We start from the raw sequence: 21418 nt of genomic DNA on the forward strand, positions 1-21418 counted from the left end.
AATTCACCGCATGGGACACGTCGAAGCAGCACATCTGGAGTACTACCTCCCGGACGGGAGGGCGCTGCTCGGCGATGTGTCCTTCCGGGTGGGAGAAGGGGCGGCGGTCGCCCTCGTCGGGGCCAACGGCGCCGGCAAGACCACGCTGCTGCGGCTGATCGCGGGCGAGCTCCAGCCGCACGGCGGATCGGTCACGGTCACGGGCGGGCTCGGCGTGATGCCGCAGTTCGTGGGGTCCGTACGGGACGACCGTACGGTCCGGGACCTGCTGCTCTCGGTGGCCCAGCCGCGCATCCGCCAGGCGGCTGCGGCGGTCGACGCGGCCGAGCACGCGATCATGGCCGTGGACGACGAGGCTGCGCAGATGGCCTACGCCCAGGCCCTGTCCGACTGGGCCGAGGTGCGGGGCTACGAGGCCGAGACGGTGTGGGACATGTGCACCACGGCCGCGCTCGGCGTCCCCTACGACAAGGCCCAGTGGCGCCGGGCGGCCACCCTCTCCGGCGGTGAGCAGAAGCGCCTGGTCCTGGAGTCGCTGCTGCGCGGCACGGACGAGGTGCTGCTGCTGGACGAGCCGGACAACTACCTCGACGTCCCCGGCAAGCGCTGGCTGGAGGAGCGGCTGCGCGAGACGAAGAAGACCGTTCTCTTCGTCAGCCACGACCGGGAGCTGCTGGCCCGCTCCGCCGAGAAGATCATCAGCGTCGAGCCGGGCCCGGCGGGCAGCGACGTCTGGGTGCACGGCGGCGGCTTCGGCACGTACCACGAGGCCCGCAGGGAGCGGTTCGCCCGCTTCGAGGAGCTGCGGCGGCGCTGGGACGAGAAGCACGCCCAGCTCAAGAAGCTGGTGATCAATCTGCGGCAGGCCGCGGCGGTCAGCCACGAGATGGCCTCCCGCTACGCCGCGGCACAGACCCGGCTGCGGAAGTTCGAGGAGGCGGGCCCGCCGCCGGAGCCGCCGCGCGAGCAGGACATCCGGATGCGGCTGCGGGGCGGCCGCACGGGCGTCCGGGCGGTGACCTGCGCCGGACTGGAGCTGACCGGGCTGATGAAGCCGTTCGACCTGGAGGTCTTCTACGGCGAGCGGGTCGCGGTGCTGGGCTCCAACGGCTCGGGCAAGTCCCACTTCCTGCGGTTGCTCGCGGGGGACGCCGAGAACCCGGTGCGTCACACCGGAGCCTGGAAGCTGGGCGCGCGGGTCGTGCCCGGCCACTTCGCCCAGACCCATGCCCACCCGGAGCTGCTGGGCCGCACGCTCGTCGACATCCTGTGGACCGAGCACGCCAGGGACCGGGGCGGCGCGATGTCGGTGCTGCGCCGCTACGAGCTGGAGAAGCAGGGCGACCAGCCCTTCGACAAGCTGTCGGGCGGCCAGCAGGCCCGCTTCCAGATCCTGCTTCTGGAGCTCGCCGGCACCACGGCCCTGTTGCTGGACGAGCCGACGGACAACCTGGACCTGGAGAGCGCGGAGGCTCTTCAGGAGGGGTTGGAGGCGTACGAGGGGACGGTGCTGGCGGTGACGCACGATCGCTGGTTCGCGCGTTCGTTCGATCGTTTCGTGGTCTTCGGGGCCGACGGTCTCGTCCGTGAAGTGCCGGAGCCGGTGTGGGACGAGGGGCGGGTGGCCAGGAAGCGCTGAGCGGGGCCGGTGGTGGGCCTCTTTTGACCCGGATGGGGGCTGCCCGGTACTCTACGAGTTCGTTATGCGTATTGGCTTGGTCGTTCTCACGCGAGGGGCCCTTACGCTTGTCCGCCAGGCTGATTCCCGGCGGCCAGCGCGCGGGTTGCGTCCCCGTCGTGCGGCCAAGGCTGGGTGATCGTCCCCGGCGGACCGTGTCAGGACCCACTCACTGAAGAAGCGAAGGCTACGACCGTGCGTACGTACAGCCCCAAGCCCGGCGATGTCACGCGCCAGTGGCACATCATCGACGCGCAGGACGTCGTCCTGGGCCGTCTGGCCTCTCAGGCTGCCTCCCTGCTGCGCGGCAAGCACAAGCCCGTGTACGCCCCGCACATGGACATGGGTGACTTCGTCGTCATCATCAACGCCGACAAGGTGCACCTGTCCGGTAACAAGAAGACCCAGAAGATGGCCTACCGCCACTCCGGCTTCCCGGGCGGTCTGCGCTCCGTCCGTTACGACGAGCTGCTCGACAAGAACCCCGAGAAGGCCGTCGAGAAGGCGATCAAGGGCATGCTGCCCAAGAACACCCTCGGCCGTCAGATGCTCTCGAAGCTGAAGGTGTACTCGGGCGACCAGCACCCGCACGCCGCCCAGCAGCCGGTGCCGTTCGAGATCACCCAGGTCAAGCAGGGCTAAGTCCCGGCCACCGCCGAACCAGAAAGTCTGAGGAGAATCGTGGCTGAGACCACCCCCGAGATGCCGCTCGACGAGGGCGTCGAGGAGTACACCACCGAGACCGAGGTCGTTGAGTCGGAGTACACCTCCGAGTCGCTCGCGTCCCGTTTCGGAGACCCGCAGCCGGCCGCCGGCCTGGGCCGCCGCAAGAACGCCATTGCCCGCGTCCGGATCGTTCCGGGCTCCGGCAAGTGGAAGATCAACGGTCGCACCCTTGAGGACTACTTCCCCAACAAGGTGCACCAGCAGGAAGTCAACGAGCCCTTCAAGGTGCTCGAGCTCGACGACCGCTACGACGTCATCGCCCGCATCTCGGGTGGCGGCGTCTCCGGCCAGGCCGGCGCCCTGCGCCTCGGTGTGGCCCGCGCCCTGAACGAGGCGGACGTGGACAACAACCGCGGCCCGCTGAAGAAGGCCGGCTTCCTGAGCCGCGACGACCGTGCGGTCGAGCGCAAGAAGGCCGGTCTGAAGAAGGCCCGCAAGGCTCCGCAGTACAGCAAGCGCTAAACACGCCGCTTCGCTGCACTGCCCGAACGCCCCGGCGGCACGATCCGTGCCGCCGGGGCGTTCGGCCATTACCGGTCAGGACTTGGCACGTATGTTCGGGGCCCGTTCGGGCCCCGCCCCGCTTTTTCGGAGGACACCTGTGGGACGACTCTTCGGTACGGACGGTGTGCGCGGTGTCGCCAACGCCGATCTGACGGCGGAGCTCGCGCTCGGCCTCTCGGTCGCCGCGGCGCACGTGCTCGCCGAGGCGGGTACGTTCGAGGGCCACCGCCCGGTGGCGGTGGTGGGTCGCGACCCGCGCGCGTCCGGTGAGTTCCTGGAGGCCGCCGTCGTGGCCGGGCTGGCCAGCGCCGGCGTGGACGTCCTGCGCGTGGGCGTGCTGCCCACGCCCGCCGTCGCCTATCTGACGGGCGCCCTCGGCGCGGACCTCGGCGTGATGCTCTCCGCCAGCCACAACGCCATGCCCGACAACGGCATCAAGTTCTTCGCCCGCGGCGGCCACAAGCTCGCCGACGAGCTCGAGGACCGCATCGAGCGGACCTACCGCTCCCACGCCTCCGGCGAGCCCTGGGACCGGCCCACCGGCGCCGGCGTCGGCCGGGTGCGCGACTACGACCAGGGCTTCGACAACTACGTCGCCCACCTGATCGGCGTCCTGCCCAACCGCCTCGACGGCCTCAAGGTCGTCATCGACGGCGCCCACGGCGCCGCCTCCCGCGTGTCCCCCGAGGCCTTCTCGCGCGCCGGCGCCGAGGTCGTCACCATCGGCACCGAGCCCGACGGCCTCAACATCAACTTCGAGTGCGGCTCCACCCACCTGGACAAGCTGCGCTCCGCCGTCGTCGAGCACGGCGCCGACCTGGGCGTCGCCCACGACGGCGACGCCGACCGCTGCCTGGCCGTGGACGCCAAGGGCGACGAGATCGACGGCGACCAGATCCTCGCCGTGCTGGCGCTCGCCATGCGCGAGGCGGACTCGCTGCGCAAGAACACCGTCGTCGCCACCGTGATGTCCAACCTGGGCTTCAAGCTGGCCATGGAGCGCGAGGGCGTCCAGCTCGTCCAGACCGCGGTCGGCGACCGCTACGTCCTGGAGGAGATGAAGGCGAACGGCTTCGCCCTGGGCGGCGAGCAGTCCGGCCACGTCATCGTCCTCGACCACGCCACGACGGGTGACGGCACCCTGACCGGCCTGATGCTGGCCGCCCGCGTCGCCGCCACCGGCCGCCCGCTGGCCGACCTGGCCGCCGTCATGGAGCGCCTGCCGCAGATCCTCATCAACGTCCGGGACGTCGACAAGTCCCGCGTGGGCTCCTCGCAGGAGCTCGCCGCCGCCGTCAACGCCGCCGAGGCCGAGCTGGGCGCCACGGGCCGGGTGCTGCTGCGCTCGTCCGGCACCGAGCCGCTGGTGCGGGTGATGGTGGAGGCCGCCGACATCGAGCAGGCGCGCGCGGTGGCGCAGCGCCTGGCCGACGTCGTGAAGTCGGCGCTGGGCTAGGCGCTCTGCAGCGCCGCTTCCTTTCGCTGCCTCGCCCAGAACAGCCTCTGGGCGAGGAGCGTGAGCGTGCCGGCGACGACGATCCCCAGCAGGTTCAGCGCCAGCTGCACGGCCGAGCCGCGGGTCTCCGACCAGTTGCCGTAGGACAGCGCGACGGCGGCATTCGCGGCGGCCGGCACCGTCGTCACCGAGATCGCCACACCGATCAGCGCCCCTGACTTCGCCGAGGTCAGGGAGAGGATTCCGGCGACGCCCGCCAGGAACGCCACGATGAACGAGAAGGCGTCCGGCTGCCAGATGAACGCCGTCTGCGGGCGCGGCGCGAGGAACTTCGCCTCGTGGAAGAGGCCCAGCCAGTCCATCAGCAGGCTGAACCCGCCGGTCAGCGCCATCGCCACCGGAAAGCCGATCAGCAGGGCCGCCAGCGACCGCCAGGCCAGCCGCGGGGAGCGCCGCACGATCGCCGTGCACAGCCCGGCCAGCGGGCCGAACTCCGGGCCCACCGCCATCGCGCCCACGATGAGGATCGCGCTGTCGATGATCACGCCGCACGCGGCGAGCATCGTGGCGACCGTCAGGAACGCCAGGAACGTGACGGTCAGCGCCGACTCCTCGTGCGTCTCACCGACCAGCGACTCCCACACGATCGCGTCCGCGCCCTCGCCCGGGGCCTCCTCCTCGGCGATGTCCGCACGCCGCGAGAGCGTCAGGTCCACGTCGTCGACGGAGACCGCGCCCCACTCCGGCACACCCGCGGCCCCCAGCTTCTCCAGGAGCTCGTCGGCGGCCTCGCGGGCCACGTCGCACAGCACGATGTCGCCCTGCGGACTGCGCGCTGCTCCGGTGAGCACGGCGAGGTGGGTGGTGCCGACGGTCCGCTCGACGAGGGCGACGACCTCGTCGGTGCGGTCGGCGGGCGTGATCATCCGCAGATGCAGCATGTGTGTCCCGGTGGTCAGAGCTTGCGCAGCGAGAGCCGCTGCACCTTGTGGTCGGGTCCCTTGCGCAGGATCAGGTTCGAGCGGCCCCGGGTCGGGGCGACGTTCTCCAGCAGGTTCGGCTTGTTGATCGTGCGCCAGTTCCGGCGGGCGTAGTCCAGGGCCTCCTCCTCCGAGACCTGGGTGTACCTGCGGAAGTAGGACTCGGGGTCCTGGAACGCGGTGGCGCGCAGCTTCCTGAACCGCTCGTAGTACCAGCGCTCGATGTCCTCGGCGCGCGCGTCCACGTACACGCTGAAGTCGAAGAAGTCGGCGAGCCCGACGCGGGTCCGCCCGTCCTGGCCGGGGAGGGCGGGCTGCAGGACGTTGAGGCCTTCGATGATCAGGATGTCCGGGCGGTGCACGGTCAGCCGCTCGCCGGGCACGATGTCGTAGATCAGGTGGGAGTAGACGGGCGCGGAGACCTCGTCCTTGCCGGCCTTCACGTCCGCCACGAACCGGGTCAGCGCCCGCCGGTCGTACGACTCGGGGAAGCCCTTCCGCGACATCAGCCCGCGGCGGTGCAGCACGGCGTTGGGCAGCAGGAAGCCGTCCGTGGTGACCAGCTCCACGCGTGGGTGCTCGGGCCAGCGGGCCAGCAGGGCCTGCAGCAGCCGGGCCGTGGTGGACTTGCCGACCGCGACGCTGCCGGCGACCCCTATGACGAAGGGCGTGCCGCGCTGGGCGCCCTTCTCGCCGAGCGTCTCGCCGAGGAAGGTGTTGAGCGTGCCGCGCAGGCTGCCGGTGGCGCCCACGTAGAGGTTGAGCAGCCGGGACAGCGGCAGGTAGATGTCCTTGACCTCGTCGAGGTCGATGACGTCGCCGAGCCCGCGCAACCGCTCGACCTCCTCCGCGGACAGCGGCAGCGGAGTGTTCTCGCGCAAGGCGCTCCACTCCGCGCGGGTCAGGTCCACGAACGGGGACGAGTCTGCGCGGCGTCGTTGCTGCGACTGCTCCATGGTGGTCGGCACGGGCCCATTGTGCGCGCGGGAGGGGCGGAGGGATGACTTCGGGGTGCCGTTTGAGCAGTGACGGAAGGGAGCGGAGAAGTCCCCGTGGGTGAAGTTCTGCCCGGGGCCTGTACCTACTCGCGGGTCAGTACTACGTTCCTGCCCCCGGTCCGCACGACGCGAGGGGCCTGTCATGTTCGTCTTCGTTCTGGTACTCCGGCTCGCCAGGAGGCGCGTACGCCACCTCGTGCGACTGGGCGTCCCGGCGCCCGCCGCCGCCCGCGGCGACCTCGCCGAGCAGGTGTGCGGCGACCTCGCCGCCGAGCTGCCGGAGGAGGATCTCGGCCAGGATCTCGATGACTGCCTCGACCGCTACGTCCTCGGCAGCAAGCCGCGCTGCGAGGAGGTCGAGTACCTGGAACTGGTCCAGGAGGCCATCGACCGGATCGACCGCGGGCGTTGACCCCCGGGCCGTACGCTGCACCCCATGTGCGGAATCGTTGGCTATGTGGGAGGGCAGTGCGCCCTCGATGTCGTATTGGCAGGGCTGCGGCGGCTGGAGTACCGCGGCTATGACTCGGCCGGAGTGGCGGTGCTGGCCGACGGCGGGCTCGCCGCCGCGAAGAAGGCGGGCAAGCTCGCGAACCTGGAGAAGGAGCTCGCCGGCCGGCCGCTCCCGTCCGGCCCCACCGGCATCGGCCACACCCGGTGGGCCACGCACGGCGGCCCCACGGACGCCAACGCCCACCCCCACCTCGACAACGCCGGGCGGGTCGCCGTCGTCCACAACGGCATCATCGAGAACTTCGCCGAGCTGCGGGCGGAGCTCACCGGGCGGGGCCACGACCTGGGCTCGGAGACCGACACGGAGGTCGTCTCCCACCTGCTGGCGGAGGCCTTCTCCTCCTGCGGCGACCTGGCCGAGTCCATGCGGCAGGTGTGCCTCCGCCTGGAGGGCGCCTTCACGCTCGTGGCCGTGCACGCGGACGAGCCGGACGTCGTGGTCGGCGCCCGCCGCAACTCGCCGCTGGTGGTGGGCGTCGGCGACGGCGAGTACTTCCTCGCCTCGGACGTCGCCGCGTTCATCGCCCACACCCGCGAGGCCATCGAGCTCGGCCAGGACCAGGTCGTGGAGCTGCGGCGCGACGGTGTCACCGTGACCGGCTTCGACGGCGCGCCGGCGGACGGCGACGTGCGGGCGTACCACGTCGACTGGGACGCCTCGGCGGCCGAGAAGGGCGGCTACGACTACTTCATGCTGAAGGAGATCGCCGAGCAGCCCAAGGCGGTCGCCGACACGCTGCTCGGGCGGATCGACGGGGCGGGCTCGCTCACCCTGGACGAGGTGCGGATCCCGGCGTCCGTGCTGCGGGAGGTCGACAAGGTCGTCATCGTGGCGTGCGGCACGGCCTTCCACGCCGGGATGATCGCCAAGTACGCCATCGAGCACTGGACCCGCATCCCCTGCGAGACCGAGCTGGCCAGCGAGTTCCGCTACCGGGACCCGATCCTCGACCAGCGCACGCTCGTCGTCGCCATCAGCCAGTCGGGCGAGACGATGGACACCCTCATGGCGCTGCGGCACGCCCGCGAACAGGGCGCGAAGGTGCTGGCCATCTGCAACACCAACGGCTCCACCATCCCCCGGGAGTCCGATGCCGTGCTGTACACGCACGCCGGCCCGGAGGTCGCCGTCGCCTCGACCAAGGCCTTCCTGACCCAGCTGGTGGCCTGCTACCTGGTGGCGCTCTACCTGGGTCAGGTGCGGGGCACCAAGTGGGGCGACGAGGTCCGCAGCGTGGTGCGCGAGCTGTCGGAGATCGCCGGCGAGGTCGAGGAGGTGCTGGAGACCATGGAGCCCGTCAGGGAGCTGGCCCGGTCCCTCGCCGACAAGAACACCGTGCTCTTCCTCGGCCGGCACGTGGGCTACCCGGTGGCCCTGGAGGGCGCCCTGAAGCTGAAGGAGCTGGCGTACATGCACGCCGAGGGCTTCGCGGCGGGCGAGCTCAAGCACGGTCCGATCGCGCTGATCGAGGAGGGCCTGCCCGTCGTCGTGGTCGTCCCCTCGCCGCGCGGCCGGTCGGTGCTGCACGACAAGATCGTGTCGAACATCCAGGAGATCCGGGCCCGCGGGGCCCACACGATCGTCATCGCCGAGCGGGGCGACGAGGCCGTACGCCCCTACGCCGACCACCTCATCGAGATCCCGCCCACCCCGGTGCTGCTCCAGCCGCTGGTCGCCACCGTGCCGCTCCAGGTCTTCGCGTGCGAGCTCGCCACGGCCCGTGGCAACGAGGTCGACCAGCCGCGGAACCTGGCGAAGTCGGTGACGGTCGAATGATCATCGGGGTCGGGATCGACGTCGCGGAGATCGACCGCTTCGGTGCCGCGCTGCAGCGCACGCCCGGCATGGCGGACCGCCTGTTCGTCGAGCGGGAGCTGTTCCTGCCCGGTGGCGAGCGGCGGGGCACCGCCTCCCTCGCGGCGCGCTTCGCCGCCAAGGAGGCCCTGGCGAAGGCCCTGGGGGCGCCCGCCGGGCTGCTGTGGACGGACGCCGAGGTCGTCACGGAGGGCAGCGGGCAGCCGCGACTCGTGGTCAGGGGAACGGTGGCCGCCCGTGCCGAGGCGCTGGGGGTGACCTCGTGGCACCTCTCGCTCAGCCACGACGCGGGAGTGGCGTCTGCGGTGGTGATCGCGGAGAAGTGAGTTGACCCTCCACTGACGGGAGACATCAAGGTGGTGGACATGGACGACGGCACCCCCCTCTACTCCATCGGTGAACTGGCCCGGCTGACCGGCCTGACGGTCAAGACGATCCGGTTCTGGTCCGATGCGGGGGTGGTGCCGCCGACCGACCGCACACCCGCGGGCTACCGGCTCTACGGGCCGGAGGCCCTGGCCCGTCTCGGCCTCGTGCGCTCCTTGCGCGAACTGGGCGTCGGCCTCGGCGCCATCCGGCGCGTGCTGGAGCGCGAGGTCACCGTCGCCGAGGTCGCCGCCGTGCACGCCGAGGCCCTGGACACGCAGATCCGCACCCTGCGGCTGCGCCGGGCCGTGCTGGGGGCGGTAGCCGGACGCGGGTCGACACCGGAGGAGTTGGAACTCATGCACAAGCTCGCCCACCTCACCGATCAGGAGCGCCGCCGCCTGATCGAGGACTTCATCGACCGCGCCTTCGAGGGGCTGGACGTCGATCCCGGCTTCCTGGCCACGATGCGCGACGCCATGCCGGTGCTGCCGGACGACCCCTCGCCCGCACAGGTCGGCGCCTGGGTGGAGCTGGCGGAGCTGGTGCAGGACGACGCCTTCCGCGCGGGCATGCGCAGGGCGGCCGACGACCAGGTGCGGGCCTGGGGGGAGGCCGGCCGGCCCGGTGTCGAGGAGACGCGGCGGCAGGCCGCGCTGATCAAGGAGCGGACGGCCGCGGCCCGGGCGGCGGGGATCGCGCCGGAGTCGGCCGAAGCCCGTCCGGTGGTCGACGAACTGGTCGCCGCCTCGGCTCAGATGACGGGACGCCAGGACAACCCCGAGTTCCGGGCGTGGCTGCTGGAGCGCATGGAGATCGGCCACGACTCGCGGTACGAGCGGTACTGGCGGCTGCTCGCGGTGATCAACGGATGGCGCGAGCCCGACATGGGCCCGGCCGTCGAGTGGCTGATCGCGGGGCTGCGTGCCGCGGGGGCCGCGGCCTGACCGGCCGGCGTCCGCCCGGTCCGGGGGACCGGGCGGACGCCTCGTCCGCCCGTCCGCCCGAACCCGCTGACTCCGTGCGGCAGCCGGCGTATCGTCAAGTCCCCTTGGGAGAGCGACGGGGGAGAGGGCTGTGCACCCGGCGAGGGAACGCGTTGCGGCGGTATTCGGGCGGAGTCAGGGGAGCGGCTATCTGCTCACACCGAATGTGGTGCTGACCGCCGCGCATGTGGTGGGCGACTGCGAGGCACCCTCCGTGATCGTGCCGGGTGGCGTCGGCAGGGTCCGCTGCCGGGTGGTGTGGGCGCGCGACGACAACCGCCGCTGCGATGCCGCGCTGCTCGTCGCCGAGCGGGATCCGGTGGCCGAGGAGGCCGCGCCCGCCTTCGAACCGCTCGTGTGGGGGCGGGCGTACGACCTGCGGGCCTGGCCGAACGCCCAGGCCATCGGCTACCCGCACGTGCAGCGCGACGCGTGCGGCGAGCTCGACACCGAGCAGGTCCTCGGCACCCTCAAACCGGGCAGCAACCTCCTCAGCGGCCGGCACGTGCTCGACAGCGGGTTCGCTGTCCCCGCGCCCGCCGCCGACGGCGGCTCGCCGTGGGCGGGAATGTCCGGCGCCGCGGTGTTCGTGGACGGGCTCCTCGCGGGAGTGGTGTGCGCCGACCCCGGTGGCTGGCGGCACGGCCGGCTCACGGTGACCCCGTCGGCCACCTTGTGGTCGGAGTTCACCTTCCTCAGCGAGTGCCTGCTGGCCGGGCACAAGCCCGAGTCGCGCTCACTGGCGTCGCCGCGGCAGCTGGAGATCGAGGCCTTCGAGCGACGCCTGCGCGACTACGTCATCGAGAAGTCCGGTGAGCTGACCATCATCGGCCTGACCCTCTCGGACGGCGAGGGGGAGACCTGGCCGCTGGACGCCGCGTACCTCAGCCTGGAGCTGACCGGTGCCCCACGGGCCACGGACGGGGAGGGGCCCGCCCCGCGCCGCGGGGACGCCGGCGCACGCGAAGTGCCCTCGCCGCAGCGGGCGGAGGAGGCACTGGCAGGGCACCGGCGCGTACTGCTGCGGGGCGCCGCCGGGTCGGGCAAGACCACGCTGCTGCAGTGGCTGGCCACGACGACCGCCCGCGGTGACCTGCCGCCGGAGCTGGGCCACTTGAGCGGCTGCATGCCGCTGATGCTGCCGCTGCGGACCCTCATCCGCAGGGGTGAGCTTCCCCAGCCGGAGGAGTTCCTCGCCGCCGCCGCCGGGCCACTGGCCGGGGCGCCCGCGGCGCGCGGGTGGGTGACCGCACGGCTGGACGAGGGCACGGCGCTGCTGCTGATCGACGGCGTGGACGAGGTCCCCGAGGCCGACCGCCGGCGCACGCTGCAGTGGGTCAAGGACCTGCTGGCCGCCTATCCCGAGGCGCGGTACGTCATCACCACGCGGCCGTCGGCGGTACGGGAGGGCTGGCTCGCGGACGCCGGCTTCGCCGAGCTGGAACTGCTGCCGATGAGCCGGGCGGACGTACTGGCCTTCATCGACCGGTGGCACACCGCGGCGGGCCAGGACGGCGACGAGCGGCTGGGGATCCTCCGCGAGTCCCTGAGCACGGCCGTCGTCGCGAAGCGGGACCTGGGACGGCTGGCCACCAACCCCTTGATGTGCGCGCTGATCTGCGCCCTCAACCGCTCCCGCCGCGGATACCTGCCGCACGGCCGCATGGAGCTCTACCGCGCGGCGCTGGACCTGCTGCTGATCCGGCGCGACCGCGAGCGGGAGATCGTGGTCGGCCTGGAGGGCCCGGAGCTCGAACAGGCGCAGATCGCGCTGTTACAGAAGATCGCTTACTGGCTGATCCGCAACGGCCGGTCCGAGATCGAGTGGCACAAGGCCGTCGAGATCCTCGAACGCGCCCTGCCCGCCATGCCGGCCGTGGCGGCCAAGGGCACCGCCGAGGAGATCCTGCGGCACCTCGTCGTCCGCAGCGGACTGCTGCGCCGGCCGACCACCGGCACCCTCGACTTCATCCACCGCACCTTCCAGGACTACCTGGGCGCCCAGGCCGCCGTCGACGACTGGGACTTCCACCTGCTGGTCAACCACGCCCACGACGACCAGTGGGAGGACGTGCTGCGGATGGCCGTCGGCCACGCACCGCCCCGCGCACGCGCGGAGCTGCTGCGGATGCTCCTGGAGCGCGGCGACCGCGAGGACGGCAACCGCCACCGGCTGCACCTGCTGGCCGCGGCCTGCCTGGAGCAGGCGACCGAGGTCGACCCCGAGGTGCGGACCCGGGTCGAGAAGGCGGCGGCGGAGCTGGTGCCGCCGTGCGACACGGAGTCGGCCAAGGCGCTGGCGGAGGCGGGACAGATCGTGCTGGACCTGCTCCCGGGCCCCGAAGGGCTGTCGGACGAGGTGGCCCACGCGGTCGTCGTCACGGCCACGACCGTGGCGGACGACCGGGCGATCCCCCTCCTGGCGCGGTACGCGACGCACCCCTCGCGGCAGGTCCGGGCCCAGCTCGCCTGGGCCTGGGACCGCTTCGACACCGAGCACTACGCGAACGCGGTGATCGGCAGGCTCTCCTACGAGGACGGGCTGGCGTTCGTCGTCAAGAACAGCGCCCACGAGGAGGCGCTGAGGCGGCTCGGCGGGCGACCCGAGGTGTGGCTGCGGGGCGAGCGGGACCGGGACCAGGGGCGAACCGGCTGAGCCTCACGCCGCCGGGACCAGGTGGCGGCCCGGCTGAGCCTCACCCCGCCGACACGTCCCGCCACACCCCCCGGATCTCCTGCGCCACCCCCATCGCCGTGATCGGCGCCGCGCCCAGCTCCCGGGCCGCCAGGCCGTGCAGATAGGCGCCCACGGAGGCCGCGTCCCGGCCGGTCAGGCCCGCCGCGAGCAGGGAGCCCGTCAGGCCCGACAGGACGTCCCCGCTGCCGGCCGTCGCCAGCCACGGGGTCCCCGTCGGGTTGATCCGCACCGCGTGGTCTCCATGGGCCACCAGCGTCGTCGAGCCCTTGAGCAGCGCCGTGACGCCGAACCGCTCGGCCAGCGCCCGTACCGTGGCCAGGCGCGAGGACTCCACGTCCTCGCGGGCGAGGCCCAGCAGGGCGGCGGCCTCGCCCGCGTGCGGGGTCAGGACGGTGGCCGCGCTCCGGGCGCGTACCGTCTCCGGATCGAGCAGCCGCAGGCCGTCCGCGTCCACGAGCACCGGCACGTCACAGGCCAGTACGTCCGCCAGCGCCCGGCGGCCCTCGGCGCCGTCACCCAGGCCCGGACCGGCCACCCAGGCCTGCACCCGGCCCGCCTTCGAGGGCGGGCCGGCCGAGACCAGGGTCTCCGGGAAGCGTGCGATCACCGCCTCCGCCGCCGGCCCGGCGTAGCGCACCGCGCCCGCGCCGCCGCTGAGGGCACCCGCCACGGCGAGCACCGCCGCGCCCGGGTAGCGGGCCGAGCCGGCCACGATGCCGACCACGCCCCGGCGGTACTTGTCGCTCTCGGCGTCCGGGCGCGGCAGCAGCGCGGCCACGTCGGCGTGCTGGAGGGCCTCCACGCCGGGCTCGTCCGGCAGCCACGGCCCGAGCCCGATGTCGACCAGGCGCAGCGCCCCCGCGTGCTCGCGCGCCGGGTCGATGAGCAGCCCGGGCTTGTACGTGCCGAAGGTGACCGTCGCGTCGGCGCGCACCGCCGCGCCGCGCACCTCGCCGGTGTCCGCGTCGACGCCGCTGGGCAGGTCCACGGCGAGGACCAGGGCTCCGGCCTCCTCCGCCGCCATCACCAGGCTCTCCGCGCCGGGCCGCAGGCCGCCCCTGCCCCCGATGCCGACGATGCCGTCCACGACGAGATCCGCCCGGCGCACCGCCGGCACCCCGTCCGCGGCGGCCACCACCCGTCCGCCGGCCCGCCGCAGCGCCCGCAGCCCGCCCGCGTGCGCCCGCTCCGGCGCCAGCAGGACCGCCGTCACCCCCGCGCCCCGCCGGGCCAGGCGGGCCCCCGCGTACAGCGCGTCGCCCCCGTTGTCCCCGCTGCCGGTCAGCAACGCCACCCGCGCGCCGTAGACGCGCCCGAGCAGATCCGCGCACGCCGCGGCCAGGCCGGCCGCCGCGCGCTGCATCAGCGCGCCCTCGGGGAGTTCGGCCATGAGCGCGCGCTCGGCGGCCCGTACGGTCTCCACGCTGTAGCCAGTCCTCATGCGCCCAGCCTTCCCCAGCCGTCCCGCACGCGACACCCCACCCCGGCCCCGCCGGGTGCCGTGGCCTGAGACACTGGCCGGGATGAGTGAGACAGCGATGCGCGCCCGTGCAGTGGTCGACCTGGCCGCCCTGCGGGCCAACGTACGTGCTCTGCGGGCCCGCGCCCCGCGGGCGCAGCTGATGGCCGTCGTGAAGGCGAACGCGTACGGCCACGGCGCGGTGCCCTGCGCGAAAGCCGCCCGGCAGGCCGGAGCGGAGTGGCTCGGTACGGCCACTCCGCACGAGGCGCTGGCGCTGCGCGCAGCAGGGGACACGGGCCGGCTGATGTGCTGGCTGTGGACGCCCGGAGGCCCCTGGCGCGAGGCCGTCGAGGCCGATATCGACGTCTCCGTCAGCGGCCTGTGGGCCCTTGAGGAGCTGACCGGGGCCGTGCGCGCCGCGGGCCGCCCCGCCCGCGTACAGCTGAAGATCGACACCGGTCTCGGCCGCAACGGCTGCCAGCCCGCCGACTGGGAGAAGCTCGTCGCCGCCGCCCGGGACGCCGAGCTCGCCGGCCTGGTACGGGTCACCGGCGTGTGGTCGCACTTCGCGTGCGCCGACGAGCCGGGGCACCCCTCCATCCAGGCCCAGCTGGGCGTCTTCAAGGACGCCGTGGCCTACGCCGAGGCCCAGGGGCTGGCCCCCGAGGTCCGTCACATCGCCAACTCCCCGGCGGTCCTCACCCTCCCCGAGGCCCAGTTCGATCTCGTACGGACCGGAGTGGCGGTCTACGGCATCTCGCCGAGCCCCGAGGTCGGCACGCCCGAGGAGCTCGGGCTCAAGCCGGTCATGACGCTGTCCGCCTCCCTCGCCTCGGTCAAGAGCGTGCCGGGCGGCCACGGTGTCTCTTACGGCCATCTGTACACGACACCCGGCGGGACCACCCTCGCGCTGGTTCCCGTCGGGTACGCGGACGGCATCCCGCGTGCCGCCTCCGGCACCGGCCCGGTGCTGGTCGGCGGCAAGTGGCGCACGGTCGCGGGCCGGGTGGCGATGGACCAGTTCGTCGTCGACCTGGGCGGCGACAGCGCGCAGCCGGGCGAGGAAGCGGTGCTCTTCGGCCCCGGGGACCGGGGCGAACCGACCGCCGAGGACTGGGCACGGGCGACCGGAACCATCGCCTATGAGGTCGTCACACGCATCTCCGCGCGCGTTCCGCGCGTCTATGTGGGAGAGATCCGGGAAGGCGACGAGGGCGGCACCGAGAGCGGCGACACGGGGGCGTGAGATGAGCGAGGGCGGCGACAGTACGGGCAAGCAGGTCACAGCGGTCGCGGGCGTGGGCGCGGCCGCCTGGCGGCGCGGGGCGGGCGTCGCGGGCGCGGCGGTCGGAGTCGTCGCCGCCGGGGCCGCGGCTGGCGTCGCCCTGGAGCGGCTCACCGTCGGGCGCGGCATGCGCCGCAAGGCGCGGCTCGCGCTGGACGCGGCCGGCCCGTACGGAACACTGCGCGGCACCCCCGGCATCGCGGTCGCCGAGGACGGCACCGAGCTCCACTACGAGGTGGACGAGGTCGAGCCGGCCGAAGGCGGCCGGCGGGGCCCCCGGTTCTTCGGCCGTCGGCCCGGGCCCCCCGTCACCGTCGTCTTCAGCCACGGCTACTGCCTCAACCAGGACTCCTGGCACTTCCAGCGCGCCGCCCTGCGCGGCGCCGTCCGCACCGTTTTCTGGGACCAGCGCAGCCACGGCCGCTCCGCCTGCGCCAGGAGCGGCGAGGGCACCGAGGACGTCAGCATCGACCTGCTCGGCCGCGACCTGAAGGCCGTCATCGACGCCGCCGCCCCGGAGGGGCCGCTGGTGCTGGTGGGGCACTCGATGGGCGGCATGACGACCATGGCCCTGGCCGCCCACCACCCCCGGCTGATCGCCGAGCGCGTCGTCGGCGCTGCCTTCATCGGCACGTCCTCGGGCAGGCTCTCCGAGGTCACGTTCGGGCTCCCGGCCGCCGGCATGAACCTGATGCGCCGGGCCGTCCTGCCGGGCGCCTTCAAGCTGATGGTGGCGCAGACCGAGCTCATCGAGAGGGGACGGCGGGCGACCGCGGACCTCTTCGCGGGCATCATCAAGCGCTATTCGTTCGGGTCGAAGGACGTCGACCCCGCCGTCGCCCGGTTCGCCGAGCGGCTGATCGAGGCGACGCCCGTGGACGTGGTCGCCGCGTTCTACCCCGCCTTCGACGCGCACGACAAGGTGGCGGCGCTGGCCGCCTTTGACCACCTGCCCGTGCTGGTCCTGGCGGGCGAGAAGGACCTGATCACGCCGAGCGGGCACAGCGAGGTCATCGCCGGGGCGCTGCCGGACGCCGAGCTGGTCATCGTCCCGGGAGCGGGGCATCTGGTGATGCTGGAGCAGCCGGCGACGGTTGGCGCGCACCTGGCCGGGCTGCTGGCCGCGGCCGGCGTGGGCGAGGTCCCGCAGGAGCGCCCGGCCGGGGCGCAGCCGGGCGCCTGAGACTTCGTACTGCCGCCGCGGCCCCGTACCATCGGCGGATATGAACGTCCCGCACGACACCTCCGCGGCTCCGGCGGCCGCGGCCACGCAGCTCACGGTCAAGTCCGCCGAGGACATGCGCGAGCTGGGCCGCAGGCTGGCCGCGCTGCTGCGCCCGGGCGACCTGGTCCTGCTCTCCGGTGAGCTGGGCGCCGGCAAGACGACGATGACCCGCGGACTGGGCGAGGGGCTCGGCGTCCGCGGCGCCGTGACCTCCCCGACCTTCGTCATCGCCCGAGTGCACCCGCCGCTGGGCGACGGCCCCGCCCTGGTCCACGTCGACGCCTACCGGCTCTCGGGCGGCCTGGACGAGATGGAGGACCTGGACCTCGACGTCTCGCTGCCGGAGTCCGTGATCGTCGTCGAGTGGGGCGACGGCAAGGTCGAGGAGCTGTCGGAGGACCGGCTGCGGGTCGTCATCGAGCGGGCGGTGGGTCTGGATGCCCCGGCCGACGACGCCGACGATGTACGCAGTGTGACCATTACCGGCGTCGGTGAGCGCTGGGCGGGCGCGGATCTCACGTCGCTGGGCTGACCCCCGAGCGCGGGCTCGCGGCGCGTCCGCGGCAGGCTTCGCCGTACCTCCTGGGGCACGCCTCGCAGTACGCTCTGCTGTGCGTTCCGACAAGGCGTCGGCAAGATGTTGCGCGTGCGCCGCCGGGCGTGGTCACATGGAGTACGGAGAGCCAGTTAGGTCTACCTAACTTCTCTGCCCGGCCCGAGCTGCCCCAGGAGGCGTTGATGCCGGCCCAAGAGCCCACTGCCGCCGAGGCGGACCGCTCCGAGGAGCGCCCCCCGTCGATGCGTGACCTCCTCGCGTCCTGCGCCGCGGCCGACGCCGTCTCCACGCCGCCCAAGGCACCCGCGCCGGACGCGCCGGAGGACGGGGCGGGGAACGGGGCGGGGGACGGGGCGGAGCACGCGCCGGAGGACGAGGCGGAGGACGAGGCGCGCGAAGCCGGGCCGCGGACGCGCCAGCGGCCCATCCAGCGGGACGCCGCCTGAGGCTGCGGCGCGTGCTCCGCGTGGTGGGGACTGCGGCGGTCGGCCCGTTTCGTGGGGCTGCGGTGATTGACCGGTGCCGTGCGGCGGGTGGCGGTCGGCCCGTCCCGTGGGGCTCCGGTGGTCGGCCCGTGCCGTGCGACCGGGCGGCGCTCGAACCAGTCCCGTGCGACCGGGCGACGCACGATCCGTCCCGTGCGACCGGGCGACGCACGATCCGTCCCGTGCGGCTGCGACGCGCGATGCGTGCCGTGTAGCCCGGACGGGTGACACGGACCGTGCGGCATCGCCCGGCGTCGCGGGCCTCGGGGGGTCTTCGCGGGTCTTCCGCGGGTCTTCCGCGGGTCTTCCGCGGGTCTTCCGCGGGTCTTCACGAGGCTCCGCGGCCCTGGGGCCTCGCGGTTGTCGCGTTCCTTACGGGACGACGACGACCTTCGTGTCGGCGACCGCGAACTCCCACATCGCCCGGCCGTCCGCCGGCTTCTCGCGGATCGCGCCCGTCTTCTTCGCCGAGGCCGGGTCCGGCGACGAGCCGTCCACCGCCGCGCTGAAGCCGAAGACGATGCCGGTGACGGCGTCCCGGTGGAAGCGCACCACGTGCTCGACCGGAATCCCGTCCGAACCGGTGACGTTCGGCGACCGCGAGGTCACCGCGTAGTTCCCCGGCGGCGGGTTCACGGTGCTGGGCGCCACCTCGTAGCTGCGGATGACCTTGCCGTCGGAGCCGACCAGCCACACCCGCTTCTGCCCGAGCCCGTAGACGACCCGCAGGCCCGTGCCCGAGCCGTCCGGCGCCGCGTCGGCGCCCTGGCCCTGGCCGGTGGCGCCGGTGCCCTTGCCCGAGGCGTCCGAGCCCTGGTCCTTCGCCTTGTCCGACGAGCCCCGGCCCGCGGCGTGCGAGCTCGCGGGACGGTCGGGCGCGGCCTCCGCCTGGTAGGCCAGGAAGCCGACTCCGGCCAGTGCCGCCGCCGTGAGCGCGGCCACGATGACCCCCGAGCTGCTGCGTGCCACGCTGCGCACCCTTTCGTCCTGCGTACGGCTTTGTCCTGCGGTGTCGCCGGTACCGCTCGTACTGGTCGTACTGCTCGTACGGCTTTGCGGCTGACCGTAGCACCCGGTCCGTGCCCCCGCCGCGCCCCCGGCCGGGGCCCATGCGCGCACCGCACGCCCCATGGCGCGCCGTACGCTTGTCTCGTGCTGCTGCTCGCTCTGGATACCGCCACCCCCGCTGTCACCGTCGCCCTTTACGACGGCGAGTCCGTCGTCGCCGAGTCCAGCCAGGTCGACGCCCGTCGGCACGGGGAGCTGCTGCTGCCCGCCGTGGACCGGGTGCTCGGCGAGGCGGGCCGCGAACTGAACGCCGTCACCGGCATCGTCGTGGGCGTCGGCCCCGGCCCCTACACCGGCCTGCGCGTCGGGATCGTCACCGCCGCGACCTTCGGCGCCGTGCTGTCCGTCCCCGTCCACAGCCTGTGCACGCTCGACGGCATCGCGTACGCGGCCGGGCAGGCGGGCCTGGAGGGCGAATTCGTCGTGGCGACGGACGCCCGCCGCAAGGAGGTCTACTGGGCCCGGTACGCCGACGCCCGTACGCGCCTGACCGAGCCCGCGGTGGACCGCCCGGCCGAGCTCGCCGAGCGGGTCGCCGGCCTCACGGCCGTCGGCGCGGGCGCGGTCCTCTACCCGGATGCCTTCACCGACGTACGGGCCGACCTGCCCCAGCACCAGTCGGCCGGTGCGCTGGCCGCGCTGGCCGCGGAGAAGCTGCGCACCGGCGGGGAGTTCCTGCCGGACCAGCCGCTGTACCTGCGCCGCCCGGACGCGCAGGTTCCGGCCAACTACAAGGTGGTCACACCCCAGTGAGCACGTCGACCGCGACCGTGCGCATCCGCGAGATGCGCTGGTGGGACATCGCACCGGTGCTGGAGCTGGAGCGCGAGCTCTTCCCGTACGACGCGTGGTCCAAAGGGCTCTTCTGGTCCGAGCTGGCGCACGCGCGCGGCGCGAACGCCAACCGGCGCTACGTCGTGGCCGAGGACCTGCCCGCCGCCGACGGGCAGCCCCGCATCATCGGTTACGCCGGGCTCGCCGCCATCGACGGCACCGGCGACGTCCAGACCATCGCCGTGGACCAGGACCACTGGAGCACGGGCCTCGGCGCCCGCCTCCTCGCCGAACTGCTGACGACCGCCACGGCCTTCGAGTGCCACGAGGTGCTGCTCGAGGTGCGCGTCGACAACACCCGTGCCCAGCGCCTGTACGAGCGCTTCGGCTTCGAGCCCGTGGGCGTGCGCCGCGGCTACTACCAGCCCGGCAACATCGACGCGCTCGTCATGCGCCTCTCCGATCCGAACTCCGCAGTGCAAGGAATCCCCCATGGCTCGCAAGGCTGACGAACCCCTCGTCCTCGGCATCGAGACCTCGTGCGACGAGACCGGCGTCGGTATCGTCCGCGGTCACACGCTGCTGGCCGACGCGGTCGCCTCCAGCGTCGACGAGCACGCCCGCTTCGGCGGCGTGGTCCCCGAGGTCGCCAGTCGCGCGCACCTGGAGGCCATGGTCCCCACCATCCAGCGCGCCCTGAAGGAGGCGGGTGTCGCCGCTTCCGACCTCGACGGCATCGCGGTCACGGCGGGCCCCGGCCTCGCGGGCGCCCTGCTCGTCGGCGTCTCGGCGGCGAAGGCGTACGCCTATGCGCTGGGCAAGCCCCTCTACGGCGTCAACCACCTCGCCTCGCACATCTGCGTCGACCAGCTCGAACACGGCGCGCTGCCCGAGCCGACGATGGCCCTGCTGGTGAGCGGCGGCCACTCCTCGCTGCTGCTGGCCCCCGACATCACCTCCGACGTCCGCCCGCTCGGCTCCACCATCGACGACGCGGCGGGCGAGGCCTTCGACAAGATCGCCCGCGTCCTCCAGCTCGGCTTCCCCGGCGGCCCGGTCATCGACCGCTACGCCCGCGACGGCGACCCCGACGCCATCCGCTTCCCCCGCGGCCTGACCGGCCCCCGGGACCCGATATACGACTTCTCCTTCTCCGGCCTCAAGACTGCCGTGGCCCGCTGGATCGAGGGCAAGCGCGCGGCGGGTGAGACCGTCCCGGTCGCGGACGTGGCGGCCTCCTTCCAGGAGGCGGTCGTCGACGTGCTGACGCGCAAGGCCGTCCGCGCCTGCAAGGACAACGGGGTCGACCATCTGATGATCGGCGGCGGCGTCGCCGCGAACACGCGGCTACGGGCCATGGCCGCGCGCCGGTGCGAGGACGCGGGCATCACGCTGCGCGTGCCGCACCCGAAGCTGTGCACGGACAACGGTGCGATGGTGGCGGCGCTGGGCGCGGAGATGGTGGCGCGGGGACGCGCGGCGTCGTCGTGGGACCTGTCGGCGGACTCGTCGCTGCCGGTGACGGAGACGCACGTGCCGGGTGCTCACGGGCACGCCCATGAGCACAGTCATGACCACGACCACTTCCACGAGCTGAGCAAGGACAACCTGTACTCGTAGGGCGAGCGGTCAAGGCTCGCCCGGCAGTCGTTCGATCAGGTGATCGGATGCCTGTTTGGGCTGGGTACGGTGAGCGTACGGAACAGAATTCCGTCCATGGGAGAACCTGTGGCTTCTGCGCAGCAGCGCACCACGCTGGCTGAGTTGCGGCAAGCCGTCACAACGGTCATGCCGGATTCGCTGGCTGCCTATAGCGAGGAACTGGCCGAGGTAGCTGACGAG

General features: G+C 73.1%; 20 protein-coding genes. 16 read left to right on the forward strand and 4 right to left on the reverse strand.

What is annotated here, in order from left to right; translation table 11 throughout:
- Positions 1-10 precede the first annotated feature (10 nt).
- From AB0F13_RS08760 to glmM, 4 genes are all read left to right on the forward strand, one after another.
- Positions 11-1639: an ATP-binding cassette domain-containing protein gene (locus AB0F13_RS08760; RefSeq protein ID WP_362077378.1), complete on the forward strand. Its 1629-nt coding sequence runs from the start codon at positions 11-13 to the stop codon at positions 1637-1639.
- 234 nt (positions 1640-1873) lie between these two features.
- Positions 1874-2320, forward strand: coding sequence for a 50S ribosomal protein L13 (gene rplM, locus AB0F13_RS08765; RefSeq protein WP_362077381.1), 447 nt, complete (start codon positions 1874-1876; stop codon positions 2318-2320).
- A 39-nt stretch (positions 2321-2359) separates the two neighbouring features.
- Positions 2360-2866 carry a 30S ribosomal protein S9 gene (rpsI, locus tag AB0F13_RS08770; protein WP_362077384.1) on the forward strand — a complete coding sequence of 169 codons (507 nt, stop codon included), beginning with the start codon at positions 2360-2362 and terminating at the stop codon, positions 2864-2866.
- A 139-nt stretch (positions 2867-3005) separates the two neighbouring features.
- On the forward strand, positions 3006-4364 hold the full coding sequence (gene glmM / locus AB0F13_RS08775) for a phosphoglucosamine mutase (RefSeq protein WP_362077387.1): 1359 nt from the start codon (positions 3006-3008) through the stop codon (positions 4362-4364).
- Here glmM and AB0F13_RS08780 read toward each other — a convergent pair.
- The gene (locus AB0F13_RS08780; RefSeq protein ID WP_362077390.1) at positions 4361-5305 is read right to left on the reverse strand and encodes a DUF389 domain-containing protein; all 945 of its coding nucleotides are present in this window, start codon (positions 5303-5305) and stop codon (positions 4361-4363) included. The genes glmM and AB0F13_RS08780 overlap by 4 nt on opposite strands.
- Positions 5306-5319: 14 nt before the next feature.
- Positions 5320-6312, reverse strand: coding sequence for a type I pantothenate kinase (gene coaA, locus AB0F13_RS08785; protein ID WP_362077393.1), 993 nt, complete (start codon positions 6310-6312; stop codon positions 5320-5322).
- Between the two features lie 172 nt (positions 6313-6484).
- On the opposite strand from coaA, the gene AB0F13_RS08790 reads away from it, so the two are divergent.
- From AB0F13_RS08790 to AB0F13_RS08810, 5 genes are all read left to right on the forward strand, one after another.
- Complete coding sequence (locus AB0F13_RS08790) at positions 6485-6754, forward strand: hypothetical protein (protein ID WP_362077396.1); 270 nt, start codon at positions 6485-6487, stop codon at positions 6752-6754.
- Positions 6755-6778: 24 nt separating this feature from the next.
- Positions 6779-8632: a glutamine--fructose-6-phosphate transaminase (isomerizing) gene (gene glmS / locus AB0F13_RS08795; protein WP_362077399.1), complete on the forward strand. Its 1854-nt coding sequence runs from the start codon at positions 6779-6781 to the stop codon at positions 8630-8632.
- Positions 8629-8997 carry a holo-ACP synthase gene (locus tag AB0F13_RS08800; protein ID WP_362077402.1) on the forward strand — a complete coding sequence of 123 codons (369 nt, stop codon included), beginning with the start codon at positions 8629-8631 and terminating at the stop codon, positions 8995-8997. Before glmS ends, AB0F13_RS08800 begins: the two co-directional genes overlap by 4 nt.
- A gap of 39 nt (positions 8998-9036) precedes the next feature.
- Positions 9037-9984, forward strand: coding sequence for a MerR family transcriptional regulator (locus tag AB0F13_RS08805; protein WP_362077405.1), 948 nt, complete (start codon positions 9037-9039; stop codon positions 9982-9984).
- Between the two features lie 130 nt (positions 9985-10114).
- The gene (locus tag AB0F13_RS08810; RefSeq protein WP_362077408.1) at positions 10115-12679 is read left to right on the forward strand and encodes an NACHT domain-containing protein; all 2565 of its coding nucleotides are present in this window, start codon (positions 10115-10117) and stop codon (positions 12677-12679) included.
- Positions 12680-12719: 40 nt separating this feature from the next.
- On the opposite strand, the gene AB0F13_RS08815 is transcribed toward AB0F13_RS08810, so the two are convergent.
- Positions 12720-14162, reverse strand: coding sequence for an NAD(P)H-hydrate dehydratase (locus tag AB0F13_RS08815; protein ID WP_362077410.1), 1443 nt, complete (start codon positions 14160-14162; stop codon positions 12720-12722).
- An 82-nt stretch (positions 14163-14244) separates the two neighbouring features.
- On the opposite strand from AB0F13_RS08815, the gene alr reads away from it, so the two are divergent.
- The 4 genes from alr (at position 14245) to AB0F13_RS08835 (ending at position 17695) form a co-directional block, all read left to right on the forward strand.
- A complete protein-coding gene (gene alr / locus AB0F13_RS08820) occupies positions 14245-15429 on the forward strand; it encodes an alanine racemase (protein ID WP_362077413.1) in 1185 nt (394 codons plus the stop codon).
- Position 15430: 1 nt separating this feature from the next.
- A complete protein-coding gene (locus AB0F13_RS08825) occupies positions 15431-16651 on the forward strand; it encodes an alpha/beta hydrolase (protein WP_362077416.1) in 1221 nt (406 codons plus the stop codon).
- Between the two features lie 40 nt (positions 16652-16691).
- Positions 16692-17225, forward strand: a complete 534-nt coding sequence (tsaE, locus tag AB0F13_RS08830) for a tRNA (adenosine(37)-N6)-threonylcarbamoyltransferase complex ATPase subunit type 1 TsaE (protein WP_362077419.1) — start codon at positions 16692-16694, stop codon at positions 17223-17225.
- Positions 17226-17431: 206 nt separating this feature from the next.
- Entirely contained in the window at positions 17432-17695 is a 264-nt protein-coding gene (locus tag AB0F13_RS08835) for a hypothetical protein (RefSeq protein ID WP_362077422.1), read from the forward strand.
- A 411-nt stretch (positions 17696-18106) separates the two neighbouring features.
- Here AB0F13_RS08835 and AB0F13_RS08840 read toward each other — a convergent pair whose 3' ends face one another.
- Positions 18107-18703 (reverse strand): hypothetical protein, encoded by a 597-nt coding sequence (locus tag AB0F13_RS08840; protein ID WP_362077424.1) that lies wholly within the window; start codon positions 18701-18703, stop codon positions 18107-18109.
- Between the two features lie 183 nt (positions 18704-18886).
- On the opposite strand from AB0F13_RS08840, the gene tsaB reads away from it, so the two are divergent.
- Genes tsaB through tsaD form a run of 3 tightly spaced genes read left to right on the forward strand, consistent with a single transcriptional unit; the run spans position 18887 to position 21196 of the window.
- Entirely contained in the window at positions 18887-19555 is a 669-nt protein-coding gene (tsaB, locus tag AB0F13_RS08845; RefSeq protein ID WP_362077427.1) for a tRNA (adenosine(37)-N6)-threonylcarbamoyltransferase complex dimerization subunit type 1 TsaB, read from the forward strand.
- Between the two features lie 32 nt (positions 19556-19587).
- A complete protein-coding gene (rimI, locus tag AB0F13_RS08850; RefSeq protein ID WP_362078050.1) occupies positions 19588-20085 on the forward strand; it encodes a ribosomal protein S18-alanine N-acetyltransferase in 498 nt (165 codons plus the stop codon).
- Positions 20069-21196 carry a tRNA (adenosine(37)-N6)-threonylcarbamoyltransferase complex transferase subunit TsaD gene (gene tsaD, locus AB0F13_RS08855; RefSeq protein WP_362077430.1) on the forward strand — a complete coding sequence of 376 codons (1128 nt, stop codon included), beginning with the start codon at positions 20069-20071 and terminating at the stop codon, positions 21194-21196. Before rimI ends, tsaD begins: the two co-directional genes overlap by 17 nt.
- Positions 21197-21418: the final 222 nt, after the last annotated feature.

Source organism: Streptomyces sp. NPDC026206, from assembly GCF_040638465.1.
Taxonomy (GTDB): Bacteria; Actinomycetota; Actinomycetes; order Streptomycetales; family Streptomycetaceae; genus Streptomyces.